This window comes from Arthrobacter tecti (assembly GCF_054511355.1).
This window is the reverse complement of the sequence record NZ_JBTNCT010000008.1, coordinates 52,442-69,213: the sequence shown is the minus strand read 5'-3', so window position 1 is coordinate 69,213 and position 16,772 is coordinate 52,442. Positions and strand designations below refer to the sequence as shown.

15 protein-coding genes are annotated in these 16,772 nt (G+C 65.0%); 2 read left to right on the top strand and 13 right to left on the bottom strand.

Annotation, left to right across the window (positions count from 1 at the left end):
* Window positions 1-44 precede the first annotated feature (44 nt).
* From ACX80C_RS10865 to ACX80C_RS10850, 4 genes are read right to left on the bottom strand one after another with little or no spacing between them, the layout of a single operon-like run.
* The gene (locus tag ACX80C_RS10865) at window positions 45-1,355 is read right to left on the bottom strand and encodes a glycosyltransferase (RefSeq protein ID WP_459326481.1); all 1,311 of its coding nucleotides are present in this window, start codon (window positions 1,353-1,355) and stop codon (window positions 45-47) included.
* The gene (locus ACX80C_RS10860; protein ID WP_459326480.1) at window positions 1,352-2,353 is read right to left on the bottom strand and encodes a glycosyltransferase; all 1,002 of its coding nucleotides are present in this window, start codon (window positions 2,351-2,353) and stop codon (window positions 1,352-1,354) included. The genes ACX80C_RS10865 and ACX80C_RS10860 overlap by 4 nt, the downstream gene beginning before the upstream one ends.
* Window positions 2,350-3,420 carry a glycosyltransferase family 9 protein gene (locus ACX80C_RS10855; protein ID WP_459326479.1) on the bottom strand — a complete coding sequence of 357 codons (1,071 nt, stop codon included), beginning with the start codon at window positions 3,418-3,420 and terminating at the stop codon, window positions 2,350-2,352. Before ACX80C_RS10855 ends, ACX80C_RS10860 begins: the two co-directional genes overlap by 4 nt.
* Window positions 3,417-3,947, bottom strand: coding sequence for a D-glycero-alpha-D-manno-heptose-1,7-bisphosphate 7-phosphatase (locus ACX80C_RS10850; protein ID WP_459326478.1), 531 nt, complete (start codon window positions 3,945-3,947; stop codon window positions 3,417-3,419). Before ACX80C_RS10850 ends, ACX80C_RS10855 begins: the two co-directional genes overlap by 4 nt.
* A 75-nt stretch (window positions 3,948-4,022) precedes the next feature.
* Between ACX80C_RS10850 and ACX80C_RS10845 the strand changes: the two genes are divergently transcribed.
* Together ACX80C_RS10845 and mraY are read left to right on the top strand one after the other, a co-directional pair.
* Complete coding sequence (locus ACX80C_RS10845; protein WP_459326477.1) at window positions 4,023-4,985, top strand: glycosyltransferase family 9 protein; 963 nt, start codon at window positions 4,023-4,025, stop codon at window positions 4,983-4,985.
* 142 nt (window positions 4,986-5,127) lie between these two features.
* On the top strand, window positions 5,128-6,231 hold the full coding sequence (gene mraY, locus ACX80C_RS10840) for a phospho-N-acetylmuramoyl-pentapeptide-transferase (RefSeq protein ID WP_459326476.1): 1,104 nt from the start codon (window positions 5,128-5,130) through the stop codon (window positions 6,229-6,231).
* Here the strand turns inward: mraY and ACX80C_RS10835 are convergent.
* The 9 genes from ACX80C_RS10835 to pcrA all read right to left on the bottom strand — a co-directional run bounded on the left by ACX80C_RS10835 (window position 6,204) and on the right by pcrA (window position 16,668).
* Window positions 6,204-6,992 (bottom strand): sigma-70 family RNA polymerase sigma factor, encoded by a 789-nt coding sequence (locus ACX80C_RS10835; protein WP_459326475.1) that lies wholly within the window; start codon window positions 6,990-6,992, stop codon window positions 6,204-6,206. The genes mraY and ACX80C_RS10835 overlap by 28 nt on opposite strands.
* Before the next feature lie 229 nt (window positions 6,993-7,221).
* Complete coding sequence (locus ACX80C_RS10830) at window positions 7,222-7,662, bottom strand: SRPBCC family protein (protein WP_459326474.1); 441 nt, start codon at window positions 7,660-7,662, stop codon at window positions 7,222-7,224.
* A gap of 100 nt (window positions 7,663-7,762) precedes the next feature.
* Window positions 7,763-9,331: an MDR family MFS transporter gene (locus tag ACX80C_RS10825; RefSeq protein WP_459326473.1), complete on the bottom strand. Its 1,569-nt coding sequence runs from the start codon at window positions 9,329-9,331 to the stop codon at window positions 7,763-7,765.
* Complete coding sequence (locus tag ACX80C_RS10820) at window positions 9,328-9,951, bottom strand: TetR/AcrR family transcriptional regulator (protein WP_459326472.1); 624 nt, start codon at window positions 9,949-9,951, stop codon at window positions 9,328-9,330. The genes ACX80C_RS10825 and ACX80C_RS10820 overlap by 4 nt, the downstream gene beginning before the upstream one ends.
* Before the next feature lie 134 nt (window positions 9,952-10,085).
* Complete coding sequence (locus ACX80C_RS10815) at window positions 10,086-11,060, bottom strand: acyl-CoA thioesterase (RefSeq protein ID WP_459326471.1); 975 nt, start codon at window positions 11,058-11,060, stop codon at window positions 10,086-10,088.
* A 186-nt stretch (window positions 11,061-11,246) separates the two neighbouring features.
* Entirely contained in the window at window positions 11,247-12,149 is a 903-nt protein-coding gene (sucD, locus tag ACX80C_RS10810) for a succinate--CoA ligase subunit alpha (RefSeq protein WP_459326470.1), read from the bottom strand.
* A 32-nt stretch (window positions 12,150-12,181) separates the two neighbouring features.
* Window positions 12,182-13,351: an ADP-forming succinate--CoA ligase subunit beta gene (sucC, locus tag ACX80C_RS10805; protein ID WP_459326469.1), complete on the bottom strand. Its 1,170-nt coding sequence runs from the start codon at window positions 13,349-13,351 to the stop codon at window positions 12,182-12,184.
* 136 nt (window positions 13,352-13,487) lie between these two features.
* Window positions 13,488-14,219, bottom strand: coding sequence for a hypothetical protein (locus ACX80C_RS10800; protein WP_459326468.1), 732 nt, complete (start codon window positions 14,217-14,219; stop codon window positions 13,488-13,490).
* A 7-nt stretch (window positions 14,220-14,226) separates the two neighbouring features.
* Window positions 14,227-16,668: a DNA helicase PcrA gene (pcrA, locus tag ACX80C_RS10795; protein WP_459326467.1), complete on the bottom strand. Its 2,442-nt coding sequence runs from the start codon at window positions 16,666-16,668 to the stop codon at window positions 14,227-14,229.
* Window positions 16,669-16,772: the final 104 nt, after the last annotated feature.

Sequence of the window (16,772 nt, the reverse complement as noted above, 5' to 3'; positions counted from 1 at the left end):
TGGTTGCCGGCGTCCGGGGCGGAACAGTGCAAGGCGTTCGGCGCTCACTGGGCGCTCCTTCCAGAGGCCTGCAGACCCGCGGTCCGCAGGACGCGCCCGGATGGTGCGCCGCGCCGTCGTCGTGCTCCGGAAGTTCCGCTCGCCTGGTTGAGGGTCAGTTGGTACACCTTCTCTGTATCCAGTGCTATCCGGTCCCAGGAGTACCGTGCGTGAACGCGCGCATGGCCGGCGCGGCCGAATTCGCGTGCGGCGTCCGGATCGGCAATCACCTGTCCGATCGCGTCCGCGAGCGCTTCGGAGTCCCGCGGGGGTACGTGCAGGCCGGTCTGGCCGTCAACCACCGAATCGATCAGGCCGCCCACCGCCGCCGCAATCACCGGGACGCCGCAGGCCATCGCCTCGAGCGGCACTATGCCGAAGGGCTCGTACCACGGCGCGCAGATCACGGCGTCGGCGCTGCGCAGCAGGGTCGGGATGCGCTCGCGCGGCACCTGTCCCAGCATGACCACGCGGTCCGCCACGTTCAGATCCTGCGCCAACGCCCGCAGCCGGCGCGCCTCAGGGTCCTCGTCCAACCTGGAGGCCTCACCGGCTCCGCCCACGATCACGAGTTCGACGTCGTTCATTCCCCTGTCCGCCAGCTCCCGCAAAGCACGGATCACCAGGTCCACGCCCTTGCGCGGGACAAGCCTGCCGATCGTGACGAGACGATGTTTCCGCCCGCGCTCCTCCACCGGGCCGTCAAGGCCGAACAGGCCGAGGTCGACGCCGCACGGCGCCACCGAGACGCGGGTCCCGTCCACGCCCATCGCCTTGAGTTCGAACACCTCGTCCGAGCAGGTTGCAATCACCCGGTCCGCGTTCCTGCCCACTGACGGCTCGAGCCATTCGCGTTCCTTGGGGCTGGTGTCCGCACGGCCCTGGTGGCGCCGTTTGACGGTCCCGAGGGCGTGGAAGGTCTGCAGTACCGCGATGGAGTGCCCAAACTGTTCCCTGCCGGCCGCGTCCAGGGCCGCCAGTCCCGACATCCAGAAGTGACCGTGCACCACATCAGGAGGGGCGAGGTCCCAGTCGGCGGCCATGCCTTCCGCGAGCGCACCCATGTAGGGCAGCAGCTGATCCTTCGGCACTACCTCCGGCGGACCGGCATCAACGTGGACCACTTCCAATCCGGGGCTGACCTGCACCCGCTCCGGGAGGTCGGTACTGTCCCGGCGTGTGTACACGCTCACACTGTGGCCGCGCCGGGCCAGGGCGCTGGAGAGCGCCGCGACGTGGACATTCTGCCCGCCCGCGTCGACGCCTCCCAGTGCAGCCAGCGGGCTTGCGTGCTCCGACACCATGGATATTCTCACTGTGCTCTCCTCTCAGGAACTGCAAGTTTGCGGGTACGTTCCGCGGTTCGTGCCAGGACCCCGTTCCAGGCCTCGAGGAACGCATCGAGGCCGTAGCGTTTAAGCGCTACCTGCCGCGCCGCCGTTCCTCTGGCGCGGGCTTCGTCGGGATCCTCCATCAACAGCCGAACCATGGCGCACAATTCGTCGACATCCGTGGAGATGGCACCGGCCTCCGGCGGAACGGCCCGAGCGGCCTCGGTGGTGGCCAGCGCGACGACGGGAAGCCCCAGGTGCATCGCCTCCAGCAGGGACAGCCCCAGCGAGGTCCAGCGCATCGGGTGCACGTAGGCACGTCGGCGCGCGAGTTCTGCGTGCAGCGAAGGAGTCGGAAGGTCCCCGCACACGGTGAGCTCGTCCGGCCCGAGGCCGAGGGCTGCCGGCAGTTTCCCAGTGCCCATGCCGAACACATCCAGGTGCGCAGCCCGGGCAAACCGGGGAAGGAGATCCGTTCCCGTGACCCTTCCACGCCGGACGGGCTCGTTGACCACGGCTGCCAGATGGTCCAGCTCTCCGGTGTAGCGGTGGCCGGGATCCACGATGCCGTGTTCCACCACCATGGTGGGCGCTATCCCGCAGTCCCAGAAAACGTCATTGAAGTGGGTGACGTGGACAACCGGAATCTCCGCCTGGCCGGCCAGCGGGTGCCTGGTCGAGGGTATGTCTGACTTGGGCGTGTTGTGCTCCAGGAAAACTGCCGGAATATCCCGGCCCGGGCGTCGTCCGAGGAGCAGCTCACACTCGGTGAGCTCCTCGGTGCGCTGCAGCACCACCACGTCGAAGTCCTGGTCCCGCAGATCCTCGGGAGCCACCTCGATCACGGATTCCGGCCAGTCGCGCCCGGCGCGCCCCAGCCCCCACGGACCGCCGTCGGGCGTTGTTGGAAGCACGTACTGGTGCGGGCCGCGGACGAAGGCATCCGTCCAGCCGCCGTGTACATGCCACAACAGGATTTTCATGCGTGCCTCGTTTCTTTTCTCGCCGCTTGTCTGCTGGCCAGGGACGACACACCGGCGACCAGCCGCTCCACCGCGGCGAAGGCTTCCTCCGGGGTCACCTTCGTCAGGCACGGGTGGCCGGGGACGGGGCAGGTGCGCGCACGCGTCTGCCTGCACGGCGCCTGCTGGTCGCCGAGAAGTTCCAGCGGCACCCGATATGGAGCCCACCGGATGGCGGGGACCACCGGGGAGAAGAGGCTTACCACCGGGGTGCCCACGGCGGCCGCCAGGTGCGCTGGTCCTGTGTTGCCGGTGACGACGGCGGACGCTCCCGCCAGTACGCCGGCCATCGTCCGCAGATCGGTCCGGCCGCCGAGGTCCACGCCGTCGGGTCCGGCAACCGTGGCGGTCAACTCCCGCTCACCGCGTCCGCCGGTGACGACCACGCGATACCCGGCTCCAATGAGCAGCTCCGCGAGCGCTGCGTGGTGCAGGGCGGGCCACGCACGGGCCGGAACTGCCGCTCCGGGGTGCAGGACGACGTAGGGTTCCTCCCCCGTCAGCCCGGCGGTGTCCGGGACGTCATGCACGTGGAGGCGGCCGTCGTCGTCGTTGGGCAGGCGGTAACCCGCAGCGGCTGCGATGCCGAGGGCGCGTTCAGCTTCGGGCTGGTCCTCGGGAAAGTCTTCTCCGGGCTTCAGCCGGATGTCCAGAAGGCTCCCGGGATAGTCGATGGACGCTCCCGTGATCCGCTCCACCCCGGCCAACCGCAGCAGCATCGCCAGCGGCAGCGGGGACTGGTGGAACGAGGTCAGGATAACGGCGTCGGCAATGTGCGCGTCCTGGATGGCGTCGACGAGGGTATCCAGATGCTCGCGCGTCACCTCCGGCGCCGGGGCGGTGATCCAGGGGCAGTTCCAGACGACGACGTCGGACACTCCCGGAAGAAGCTCGGCCGCCGGCGCGCCCTGCGGCCCGCACAACATAACGACGCCGGCGCTGTTCGCCGCGACAGCCCTGACGGCCGGGCCGGAGAGCAGCACATCACCGACGCTGTCCAGCCTTGCCACAAGCACCCGGCCGCTCATCTGCGCCCCTCCCCCGTCAGAAGGCTCACCGCAGAGGCGAGGTCCGCGGCAACCAGCGGCGCGGCGTCGATCTCCTCCTGCCGTGTTACGGAGGTGGGCACCAGCACGCCGATCGCTCCGGCGGCGACGGCGGCCTCAACGTCCGTGCCGATGTCGCCGATGAAAGCCACCTCCGAGGGGTCCAGACCCAACTGTTCGCAGGCGTTGAGAATCATTCCGGGTGCAGGCTTCCGGCATGCGCAGCCGGAATCCGGTCCGTGCGGGCACAGTTCCCAGAGGTCGAAGGGGCCAAGCAGTTCATCGACCCGCGCGTTCACGGCGTCCACCTGCTCACGGGTAATGAGTCCGCGCGCAATGCCGGACTGGTTGGTCACAACGCCGAGGGGCAGTCCCGCAGCACGGAGATCGTCCAGCACGCCAGCCACGCCCGGGATGGCTTCGACCCGCCCGGGATCGCCGTTGTATGGCACGTCGACCACCAGGGTGCCGTCGCGATCCAGGAGGACGGCCTTCGGTGTGCAACTCATACCCGCACTGTTCCCGAACTCGCCGGCGCCTAAACACTTCCGGCAGAAGAAGTTGATTTCTGGCAGGATCCGTATATGCAGCCAGAAGCAGCCGGAGAGTTCCTGGAACCGGACGGACGCCCGGAAGTACTGGTCTTGCGCGCCCTGAAACTGGGTGACCTGCTGGTCGCGGTCCCTGCCCTGCGGGGGCTGCGACGGGCATTCCCCGACCACCGGATCCTCTACGCCGCCCAGCGTTGGCTGGAGCCGCTCGTCCTGCTGACCGGTTGCGTCGATGCTCTGTTGCCCACCCACGGCCTGGATGAACCGCTGGCGCTGCCTCCCGGGCGGATCGACGTCGCGGTCAACCTCCATGGCAGCGGCCCGCAAAGCCGCGGACGGCTCGAAGCCCTCGCACCTGCACGCCGGATCGGCCACGCGGCCCCCGGGTGGGGCGGGCCCGCCTGGCTGGACGGCCTGCATGAGCGCGACCGCTGGACGCGCCTGCTGACGGCGCACGGGGTGGAGGCGGACCCGCTCGACTACCGGCTTGCTTCCCCTGCGGTGGAGGCGGCAGCCGCGGGCGCCGTCGTCGTCCACGCCGGTGCTGCGTACGGTAGCCGGCTGTGGCCGGTCGAGCGCTTCGCCGACGTCGCGCGGAAGCTCTCCGATGCCGGCCACCGCGTGCTGTTGACGGGCAGTGCAAGCGAGCGTCCGCGCGCCGTCGCCGTCCAGGAGGCCGCCGGGCTGCCCGCGGAAGCCGTGGTCGCCGGGAGCCTGGGCCTGCTCGAGTTCGCGGCGGTGGTTGCCGAAGCCGCGCTTGTGATCTCAGCCGATACCGGTGCGGCGCATCTGGCCTCGGCGTACGCGCGGCCGTCCGTCGTGCTGTTCGGGCCCGCGCCTGAGAGCGAATGGGGACCGCCGCCGGGTCCGCATGTTGTGCTGACGGATGAGTCCAGGCGGCTCGGCCGGACCTTCGCTGAGGAGCCGGACCCGGCGCTGCTTGCCGTGAGTGTCGCGGATGTACTGGACGCCGCAAGAAACCTGGGTGTGCTGTAGGCGGCCTGTCCGGCGCTAACGCCTGAAGGTGATCCGATAGTATCGGCGTCAAGCGAACCGGCGGCGGCGCCGGACGGTCAACCTCAGTTGCAGACCGAAGCTGGCGGACTCAGTCCGGGGAACTGAAGGGGGCACCTTTTTCGTGATTGCGCTGCTGATTGCTGCTGCTCTGGCCCTGATCCTGACGCTGCTCGGCACACCGGTGCTGGCTCGCTTCCTGGTCAGGAAGAACTACGGCCAGTTCATCCGGGATGACGGCCCCACCTCACATCACACCAAGCGCGGTACCCCCACCATGGGCGGGGTGTGGATCATCGGCTCCGTGGTCATCGCCTACTTTGCAACGCACGGAATCATGCTGCTCTCCGGCGAATCGAACGGTCCAACGGCTTCTGGCCTGCTGCTGCTTCTGGTCACGGTTGGCATGGGCGTGGTGGGCTTCTTTGACGACTACATCAAGGTTTCCAGGCAGCGCAGCCTCGGCCTTACCGGCCCGGGAAAGATCATCGGCCAGATTCTTGTCGGGGTAGCGTTCGCCATCCTCGCGCTCAACTTTCCCGACGAAAACGGGCGCACACCAGCCTCCACCGCTATTTCGTTTGTCCGGGATACGGCCATTGACCTGGCCTTCGCCGGCCCGCTGATCGGTGCGATCCTCTTCATCCTGTGGTCCACGTTCATCCTGACCGCTACATCCAACGCCGTGAATGTTGCCGATGGGCTGGACGGCCTTGCTACTGGCGCCTCGATCTTCGTTTTCGGCGCGTTTATGCTGATGGGCATCTGGCAGTTCAACCAGCGATGCACTGATCCGAGCGTCCCCGCGAACATCTGCTACGAAGTGCGTGATCCGCTGGACCTGGCCCTGATCGCCGCCGCCTTATGCGGTTCACTCGTTGGATTCCTCTGGTGGAACACTTCGCCGGCGAAGATCATCATGGGCGACACCGGGTCACTCGCTCTCGGTGGCGCAATTGCCGGCTTTGCGATCCTGTCCCGCACCCAACTCCTCCTGGTCATCCTGGCGGGCCTGTTTGTCATGATCACACTGTCCGTCATCATTCAGGTGACCTACTTCAAACTCTCCGGAGGTAAACGCGTCTTCCGGATGACCCCGCTGCATCACCACTTCGAGTTGAAGGGCTGGGAGCAGGTCACCGTGGTGGCCCGCTTCTGGATCATCGCCGGCTTGTTCGTAGCTGTCGGCCTCGTCATCTTCTACGCCGAGTGGGTTGTACTGCTGTAACCGGCTCCCGGAGGAACCTGCGCGAGCAGCCGTTTCTGCAGCTTGACCAGGGTGCGCGCGAGCAGCCGCGAAACCTGCATCTGGGTCATGCCCAGGCGCTGGCCTATGCGTTCCTGGCTTTCCTCGTGAAAGTAACGCCGGAAGAGCAACTCTTTCTCCTTTTCGGAGAGCTCCCGAACTGCAGCGCGCAGCGAGAGGACCTCGTCGCTGCGGGCGAAGTCGTCGCCCTCCGCCTCGAGGGTGTCCGCCCAGGTAAATGCGCCTGGGGAGGCATCGATAGACTCCGGACGCTGGCATCCGGCACACGCGAGCGCTTCGACGACGACGGCGGGACTCCGGTCCAGCTCTTCGGCTAGCTCTGCGATGGATGGCTCCCTGCCGAGCCGCTGTGCGAGGGTTTGCGAAGCTTTCATGGCCTCAGACTTGAGATCCTGCAGTTCGCGTGGCGGACGAATGATCCAGCTGCAGTCCCGCAGGTAGCGTTTCACCTCCCCGCGGATGGTCGGCACCGCATAGGCGCAGAACTCCACACCGATGGTCGGATCGAAACGTTGCGCGGCCTTCACAAGTCCCATGTACGCCACTTGCCGGATGTCAGCGGCGTCGTAGCTGAAAGCGGAAAAACCCCGCGCAATGGTATCGGCGACGTGCAGATGGTCCAGCGCCATCTCTTCGTGAATCGCGGCACGGAGCCGCCCGTCGCTGCGCTGGGCACGTGAATGGGTGCTCGGGGAATCCGATAGATTTTCGGCTGTGCGCATGCTTTCACCTCTTGCGTGGGACGGAGGCCGGAAGTTCCATCCCAGAAGAACATAAGCATGCTGACTATCGCAACGGATTTATAGAATCGTTACCTAAAAAATCTTTTCATCGTTTCTCGGCTGAGGTATTGACTACTTCTCCTTGATCTACTAAGGATGCTTACTTCCTCATGGTCGATCAGTCGGGTCATGCCGGCTGGCCTTTGTCCTGGCCACCGCCCCAAACCGCTCAGCGTTTGGTCACATATTCGTCGAGCTTTTCGAGGGTCCGCTCGATCGACGCCGGGTGTTTCCTGGTGAAGCCGAGAACCTTGAGGATCGGCTTCCAGGGCACCTCAGTTGCGTCCCATTCCTCGGTGACCGTGGTGCCGCCGTCGTTCTGTTCAAGCGTGTAGCGCCAGACGTGGCGGGAGAAATGCCGCCAGGCGATCCGGCGGTCTTCCTCGAACTCGACCACGGTGTTGAGGATCTTGTATGGTGCGCCGATCTTCATGTCCATGCCGAACTTGGCTCCCTTGGACAGACGCTCCGGCCCGTTGGGCTGCTCCCCCGTCACCGTACCTGAGCCATCGATGACGCTGTGCAGCGCCGGGGTAGCCAGCACCTCGAAGATGGCGCTGGCGGGGGCGGCGATGAATCGTTCGCGGCGTATGAAATATGGGGATGTCATGGGTACATTCTCCATCGAGCGGGCGCTAACAACGGGATCTCAGCGCGAGAACGGTAATCAGCGCCCGCTCGATGCAGGGGTTTGAGCGGGCCGCAGGAGCTCAGCGCGCGGCGGGCTGCGCGGGCACAATACCTGCATCCCGCTCGACCTTGGTGTCCCGTTCAATCACGGTGGACAGTTCCTTCTCTTGCACGAAGGAGAGTAGGATCGCCGCAATCACGCCAAGCGGCGCCATGTAGAGGAAGAGCGGAGTCAGCGCATCGTTGTAGGACTGGATGATCGGTGACTGCAGTGCATCCGGCAGGGAGTTCACCACGGCCGGCGTCAGGGAGTTGGCCCCACCGTCGAGGGCGGAACCGGCGGCGGGGAGCCGCTCCAGCAGGAGTTCGCTCACGCGCGCCGTGAAGAGGCTGCCCACAATGGCCGAGCCAAGGGTTGCACCGATCTGCCGGAAGTAGTTGTTCGACGCCGTTGCTGTCCCGACCACACGGTTGGGGAAGGTGTTCTGCACGATCAGCACGAGGATTTGCATGCTCAGGCCCAGCCCGGCACCCATGATGGCAATGTACACACAGATGATCCATACCGGCGTCGTCGGGGTGATGGTTGAGAGCAGGAGCAGCGCAACGGTGACCGCCAGCGAACCCGCGATGGGCATCCACTTGTAACGGCCGGTTTTACTGACCAGGACTCCGGACCCGGTGGAGGTCAGGATCAGGGCACCCATCATCGGGATCATGAGCAACCCGGCGTTGGTCGCGCTTGCCCCGGTCACCATCTGCAGGTAGGTGGGCAGGTACCCGATCGCGCCGAACATGGTGACGCCGATCATCAGCCCGCCCGCGGTGGTGAGGACGAAGTTCCGTTCCCGGAAGAGGCTCATCGGGAGGATAGGTTCCTTCGCCCGACGCTCGGCGAGTACAAACAGCACGGCACTGCCGACGGCGACGGCAAACAGGCCGAGGATCTGGATGGAGAGCCACTCGTATTCAGTACCGCCCCAGGTGCCCACGAGGACAATGGAGGTTGTCGCGATCGCCAGCAGCACCATTCCCGTGACGTCAATATGCGGATGCGAACGCTCACGGGCAGGCAGATGCAGGAAGAACAGCACCACTACGATCGCCAGCACCCCCAGCGGCATGTTGATCCAGAACATCCAGCGCCAGCCGGGACCCTCCGTGAACCAGCCGCCCAGCAGCGGGCCGGCCACCGAGGCGAACGCGAACACGCCACCCATGGCGCCCATGTACTTTCCGCGCTCACGGGCGGGAACGACGTCGGCAATGATGGCCTGCGAGAGAATCATCAGCCCGCCGCCGCCGAGCCCCTGGAACGCGCGGCCCGCAATCAGCCACTCCATGTTCGGCGCGAGCCCACCCACAACTGAGCCGGCCATGAAGATGACGATCGCCAGCAGCAGGAGGTTCTTCCGGCCGATCAGGTCGCCGAGCTTCCCATAGATCGGCATGACGATCGTCGCGGCGAGAATGTACGCCGTGATGACCCACAGCATCTGGTCAACGCCGCTGAGCTCGCCGACGATGGTGGGCAGCGCCGTGCTGAGGATCATCTGGTTCAGTGCGGCCAGCAGCATGGAAAGCATCAGGCCGACGAACAGCAGGAGCAATCCGGATTCTTTGCGTTGTGCGGTAGCAGTACTTGTCATCGAATTTCCTCAAGGACCTCTCGGAGAAGTGCGGTGGCTCCGTCAAGGGCCTGGAACTGGTTGTGGATTGTGGGCGAGTCAGCCGCCTGCTGCATCGCGTAGCGCATCGGGGCTCCCGCCACGAGGACAATCATCCGCGCGACGTCCTCCGCCGAGTGCCGGCTGAGTGCCGCCTGCCACCGCCCGGTCGCCGCGATCTGCTCCGCGACCACCTCACGGACCAACTGCTCGACCTGCAGGAAGTAGGCGAATCGGCGCTGGCGCAGGTACGGATACGCGGTGATTACCTCGAGCCGCAGGCTCGCTTCCGGCTCGCCGCCCTCGGTGGAGTGCACGACGGCGATGAGCAGCCGGGAGACCTGCTCAAGAAGGTCATGGTCAGCCGAGAACTCCTCAAGGAGTTGCTCATCGATGCTTGGCTCCTGCAGGCCAAGAATCGCGTCTTCCTTGGTACCGAAATAGTTGAAGAAGGTGCGCGGCGAGACGTTGGCGAGCGTGGCGATCTGCTCCACGGTGACGCTGTCCGGGCCCTTTTCGAGCGTCAGCCGGGCCGCGGCGTCGTGCAGTGCTGTCCAGGTTTCATTGCGCTTGCGCGTGCGAAGGGAAACTAGTTGACTCACCGAATGATTGTCTCACGCAACCATATTGTTGCACAAGTGCAAGGTTGCAGAACTGCAAGAAAGGAACGACGACGACGGCGGCGGGTGGCACCGCCGTCGTCGTTCTTCCAGAGCGCGTCCTGCGCGAGCGGGCGCTACCGGCTCCGGCCGCTCCCGTGATACGTGCGTTCGACGGCGAACCGCAGCGGCGCCAGCTCCGCACGACGGCGCGCCAGGTCGAGGGCGTGGGCGTCGAGTCGGCGGTCCTCGTCGCTGTGAAGCGGCAGCTGCGGAACGTCGGCGGCGCCGCCCGTCTCATCGCGGGTGACGAAGATGGTCATGCACAGGGTGGTGCGCCGCCACTGCGCGCCGCGCGGGTCACGGGCGCGGGTGTGGACCGCGATGTGCATGCTGTGCGGGCCGGTATGGATGAGCCGGGCCTCGAGTTCAACGAGGTCGCCGATGTGGATGGGATTCAGGAAGTGGATGCCGCCGGAGTAGACCGCCACGGAGTCCCGTCCGCACCACGACATCGCACAGGCACGCGCCACTTCGTCGATCCAGCGCATCACAATCCCGCCGTGTGCGTTCCCGCCCCAGTTCACGTCCGACGGCGCAGCCAGGAATCGGAACTGCTCACGCGGGGTTGTGCCGGCGTCCGTGTAGGCCTGGGCGTGCATGGCGTCGCGGATCTCGTTCCGCGCCGCGATCCTGCCTGCGGCTCCCTCCGCGAGCTGGGAAGACTCCTCATCCGTAGGCGACCACGGCGGTATCTGCTTCGGGCGGCGGTCCTCATCCATCGCGACGAACACGAGGACACAGTCCATTGCGGGCCGGAACACCCGATCCCGGACGTCGGCGGCATCGACCGTGACCACCACCTGCATACTCGATCGCCCCGTGTGAACGATCCGGGCATCGACTTCAATGAGGTCACCGTTCCGGATGGGCCTCGTGAAGTGTACGTTGCCGACGTACGCGGTGACACAGTAGCCGCCGCTGTACCCGGTGGCGCAGGCATAGCCCGCCTTGTCGATCCATTCGAGAACCCGACCCGCCTGCACGGTGGTGCCGTCCTCCGAGACGTCCGTGGGTGAGGCGAGGAAACGCAGCGTGATTCGGTCATTCATTGGCGGGCAGTCCTCCCTTGCCGTCGTCGCGTCGGCAACAGGTAATCATCAAACCATGGGTGTGGTCCGTCCAGGTTTGTTACGCCGTGCGGGGTCAGTAGGCCATTAGATGCCTACAACAAAACGACGACGACGGCCGCCACCTTCGCTTGGAAGGTGACGGCCGCCGTCGTCGTTCGTGGAGTGTTAGAGCCCTGCGTAGACTTCGCGCAGCAGGCGGGCGGTCTCGGACGGCGTCTTGCCGACCTTCACGCCGGCGGCTTCGAGCGCTTCCTTCTTGGCCTGTGCGGTACCGGCCGAGCCGGACACGATGGCACCTGCGTGGCCCATGGTCTTGCCCTCGGGAGCAGTGAAGCCTGCAACGTAGCCGACAACCGGCTTGGTTACGTTTGCCTTGATGAACTCGGCTGCGCGCTCTTCAGCGTCACCGCCGATTTCGCCGATCATGACGATCGCCTTGGTCTCGGGATCCGCTTCGAACGCCTCGAGGGCGTCGATGTGGGTGGTTCCGATAACCGGGTCGCCGCCGATGCCGATGGCGGTGGAGAAGCCGAGGTCACGCAGTTCGTACATCATCTGGTAGGTCAGGGTGCCGGACTTCGACACGAGGCCCACGCCGCCCTTCCCGGTGATGTTCGCGGGGGTGATGCCTACCAGCGCCTCGTCCGGGGTGATGATGCCGGGGCAGTTGGGGCCGATGATGCGGGTGATCTGCTTGCCGTTGGCATCAACGCGGGACTTGGCCAGGGCCCAGAACTCGGCGGAGTCCTGTACCGGCACGCCTTCGGTGATGATGACCACGAGGCCGATCTCAGCGTCGATTGCTTCGACAACGGCGTCCTTGGTGAACGCCGGCGGGACGAAGATGATCGAGACGTCGGCGCCGGTTTCCGCGATGGCTTCCTTGACGGTGCCGAACACCGGGAGTGTGACCTCGCCGTGTGTGACGGTGGTTCCGGCCTTGCGTGCGTTGACGCCGCCGACAACCTGCGTGCCTGCCTTCAGCATCAGAGCGGTGTGCTTGGTGCCCTCGCCGCCGGTGATGCCCTGGACGATCACCTTGGAATCTTTATTCAGAAAGATTGACATGTCTGTTCCTTAATCCTTTGGTCCCGAAGGGCTTAGCGGCCAGCGTGCGCCAGCTCAGCGGCCTTGTCGGCACCTTCATCCATGGTGTCGGCGAGGGTGACCATCGGATGGTTGGCCTCGGCGAGGATACGGCGACCCTCTTCGACGTTGTTGCCGTCAAGACGCACAACCAGCGGCTTGTTCTCTTTGTCGCCGAGGATCTCCAACGCCTTGACGATGCCGTTTGCAACTGCATCACAGGCGGTGATTCCACCGAAGACGTTCACGAAGACGCTCTTGACCTGGCTGTCATTCAGGATGACGTCCAGTCCGGCTGCCATGACCGCAGCCGACGCTCCACCGCCGATGTCGAGGAAGTTGGCGGGCTTCACGTCGCCGTGCTTCTCGCCTGCGTAGGCAACGACGTCGAGCGTGGACATGACCAGGCCGGCACCGTTGCCGATGATGCCCACTTCGCCGTCGAGCTTGACGTAGTTGAGGTCGTTTTCCTTCGCCTTGGCCTCAAGGGGATCCGTGGCGTCCTTGTCCTCGAGGGCAGCGTGCCCCTTCTGACGGAAGTCAGCGTTCTCATCGAGGGTGACCTTGCCGTCCAGCGCAAGGATGTCACCGGCGCCGGTCTTCACCAGCGGGTTGACCTCAACGAGGGTGGCGTCTTCCTTCACGAAGACGTCCCACAGCTTCAGGATGGTGTTGGCGACGCCCTCGCGCAGCTCGGGAGCGAACCCGGCGGCCTCTATAATTTCGTCTGCCTTCGCCCTGTCGATTCCGACGGAAGGATCAATGGCGATCCGCGCAAGAGCATCGGGGCGCTCGACCGCGAGCTGCTCGATTTCCACGCCGCCCTCAACCGAGCACATTGCGAGGTAGTTGCGGTTGGCGCGGTCCAGCAGCACTGAGAAGTAGTACTCTTCGGCGATGTCCGCGCCCTGGGCGATCATGACCTTGTGGACTGTGTGGCCCTTGATGTCCATGCCGAGGATCGCGGAGGCATACTCGTGGGCCTCATCCGGGGTCTTGGCAACCTTCACGCCGCCGGCCTTGCCGCGGCCGCCAACTTTGACCTGCGCCTTGACGACAACAACGCCGCCAATTTTCTCGGCTGCTGCTTTTGCTTCTTCGGGGGTCTGCGCCACGATACCGGCAAGCACGGGAACGCCGTGAGCCTCAAATAGATCGCGCGCCTGATATTCAAACAGGTCCACTTATCTAGTGTCCTTCTACGTCGAAGTAGGTTTACACAGGGAACTCTAGCCCCTTGGCTCGAAACGCCTTCCCCAGAGTACCTGTTTCGTGAGTAAGCACACAGTTCTATGAGTTGTAGAAAAGTAACCCTTTCGGTTACCGTTCCGCAGCCTCTTCGGAGGCGCTTTCCGGCGCTTCCTCCGGCGTGAAGATTTCGTAGCCTGCGGCCGACGCCACAAACCCGTGACCCGATTCCGCGTGCACGCAGACGAGTCCGTCAGTCGCCCGCCCGCACCGGAAGCCTTTCAGCTCAACGGCAGCGTCATCCGCGAGGACGGGCAGCCGCGTGAGCGCGTGCTCACTCTCCCCGGTGCCGGGGCCCAGTTGGGCTTCCATCAAGGTCATTCCCACCCGGCAACCGCCGTAAGTGACACCATCCGCCGTGAGCAGGACAGTGCCGCCCTTGAACCCGAGGGTGGTGCCATGGCAATCGTCTGTCACCTCGGCAGGTTCGGGATAACGAGCGAGTTCGCAGTACACCGCTGGGACGGCAAGCAGGGTGTCATCGCGTGTTCCGCCGGAGAGCCGCGGGTCCACGGGTGAATTGATGATCCCGCCCTGCTCAGTGGTGATGGCGCAGTACGTATTGCGGTCCTGTGTCAGGAACGCGGCCACGTCCCCGTCGAGCTGCTGAAGCTCGGTGACGGGAACCTCCGGCATGGCTACCAATTCCTCGAGCGGGCTGAGCTCCGGTGCGAGGCTGGGAGTGGGATTGCTGATGGGAATCTCGACGCATCCGCTCACCGTCAGCAGCGCAGTCAGAGCCAAGATTACGACGACGACGCGCGCCCTGGCACACGCCCGGACTCCCCCGATGACCGGTTTCATAGTCGCACTAACCCACTTTGGTGAGCGGTGCGTAACGCAGCAGCAGTCGCTTCTCGCCGATGTCGAACTTCACCTTGGCGACCATCTTGTCCCCGGCGCCCTCCACCGCGAGGACGGTGCCGTTGCCGAAGGTGGTGTGGTTGACCTTGTCTCCCGCGGACACTGCGACAACTTCCTTCTGGGGCTGCACCCTGCCTGCCGCCTTGCCGGGCAGACCGCGACCGGAATCATTGCCCGAGGCGCCACCGGCTCCCCAGTAGGAGCCGCTGAATCGAGGGCCGTTGATGCTCTGGCCTCCAGTCCAAGCCGGTCGTGCACTTCCTTCACGCTTCCAGTCGATGAGCTCCTCCGGCACCTCACCCACGAACTGGCTTGCGGGGTTGTACTGGCTCTGACCCCACAGGCTGCGAACCTCGGAGCGCGTGATGTACAGCCGCTTCCGTGCACGGGTCAGGCCGACGTACGCCAGACGGCGTTCCTCGGCGAGCTCAGCGGGATCGGTTGCCGAACGTTGGTGCGGGAAGATTCCCTGTTCCATGCCGGTGAGGAAAACCACCGGAAACTCAAGTCCCTTCGCCGTATGCAGGGTCATCAGTGTGACAACGCCCTGCCGGCGTGCCTCGGCTACGGCCTTCTCGACGTCCTCGTCCGAGCCTGCCGGAGCATTCGGAATCTGGTCTGCGTCCGCCACCAGTGAGACCTGCTCCAGGAACTCACCGAGCGCGCCCTCCGGGTTCTCCTGCTCGAATTCGCGGACAACCGCCACCAGTTCAGCGAGGTTCTCCACGCGTGATTCGTCCTGTGGATCTGTGCTGGTACGCAGCTGCGCCAGGTACCCGGTCTGCTCCAGGACGGCTTCAAGTGCCGCTGAGGCGCCCGAACCGGATGCCACCTCCGCAAGATCGTCGATCAGCTTCACGAAAGAAGCGACAGCGTTGACCGATCGCGTGGCCATTCCCGGCGCCTCGTCCGCACGGCGCAGTGCCTCCATGAAGCTGACGCGGTCACGTTCGGCGAGCGCTGCGATTGCATACTCTGCCCGGTCGCCGATGCCACGCTTGGGTTCGTTCAGGATGCGCCGCAGGTTGACGACGTCGTCCTGGTTCACCAGCACGCGAAGGTAGGCCAGCGCGTCCTTGATCTCCTTGCGCTCGTAGAAGCGCGTTCCACCGACCACCTTGTAGGGCAGCCCGACGCGCATGAGGATTTCCTCGATGGACCGCGACTGCGCGTTGGTCCGGTAGAACACTGCGACGTCGCCGGGCCGCAAGTCCTCTTGATCCTGCAGACGGTCAATCTCGTCTGCGATAAAACGAGCTTCCTCGTGTTCGTTCTCGCCGACGTAACCGACAATCTTCTCGCCGTTGCCCTCGGCAGTCCACAGCCGTTTCTCGGGCCTGTTTGGGTTGCGGGAGATTACCGCGTTGGCCGCGTTGAGGATGTTCTGGGTGGACCGGTAATTCTGCTCGAGCAGAATGGTGCGGGCGTTCGCGTAATCCTTCTCGAACTCCACGATGTTGCGCACATCCGCCCCTCGGAAGGCGTAGATCGACTGATCCGAGTCGCCGACCACGGTCAGCTCGGCGGGTTCGTCAACCGTTTCGCCCTGGACGCCGACAATCTCCCGGACCAGCGCGTACTGGGCGTGGTTTGTGTCCTGGTACTCATCGACCAGCACATGCCGGAACCGCCGGCGGTAGTAGTCGGCGACTCCCGGGAAGGCACGGAACATGAACACCGTCTGGGCGATCAGGTCATCGAAGTCCATGGCGTTGGCCTGACGGAGCCGCTGAGCGTACCCCTTGTACACCTCTGCCACTGCCTGCTCGAACGGGTCCGAGTAGTTGGCCGAGGACGCGTAGGACTCCTCATCAATGAGCTCATTCTTCAAGGCCGAGATCTTGTGTTGGATTGCTTTCGGCGCAAACCGCTTGGGATCGAGGTCCAGACCCTTCGCAACCAGCGTGATGAGCCGGAGGGTGTCCGCCGAATCGTAGATGGAAAAGTTGGAATTCAGCCCGATGGACGCTGCTTCACGTCGGAGGATCCGCACGCAGGAAGAGTGGAACGTGGAGATCCACATGCGCTTGGCAACCTCACCCACCAGGCCCTCGATGCGCTCCCGCATCTCCGCGGCCGCCTTGTTGGTGAACGTGATCGCGAGGATCTGGCCCGGATGCGAGCGCGCGGTAGCCATCAGGTAAGCAATACGGTGGCTGAGAACCCGGGTCTTCCCGGAACCCGCCCCCGCCACGATCAGCAGCGGCGATCCGCTGTGTTTGACCGCCTCCTCCTGCTGCGGGTTGAGCCCCGCCAGGAGTTCCTTCGCGCGGGCCTCATCGACATGCCCCCCGCGGCGGTGATGCTCCGACGAGTCAGGGGACGACGACGGCGCGCCGCGCCTGCCGGCTGCGGGTGTGCTGAGGTGCGGGTCGAAAAGCAAATCCATGGTGCCTTTAAGTCTAGGTGCTGGCACGGACAGAACCTGTCCGCCGTCGTCGTGCTGGCCGTTCCTCCCACCGAAAGCGGACGTTCATTGGGAAGGAACCGTTC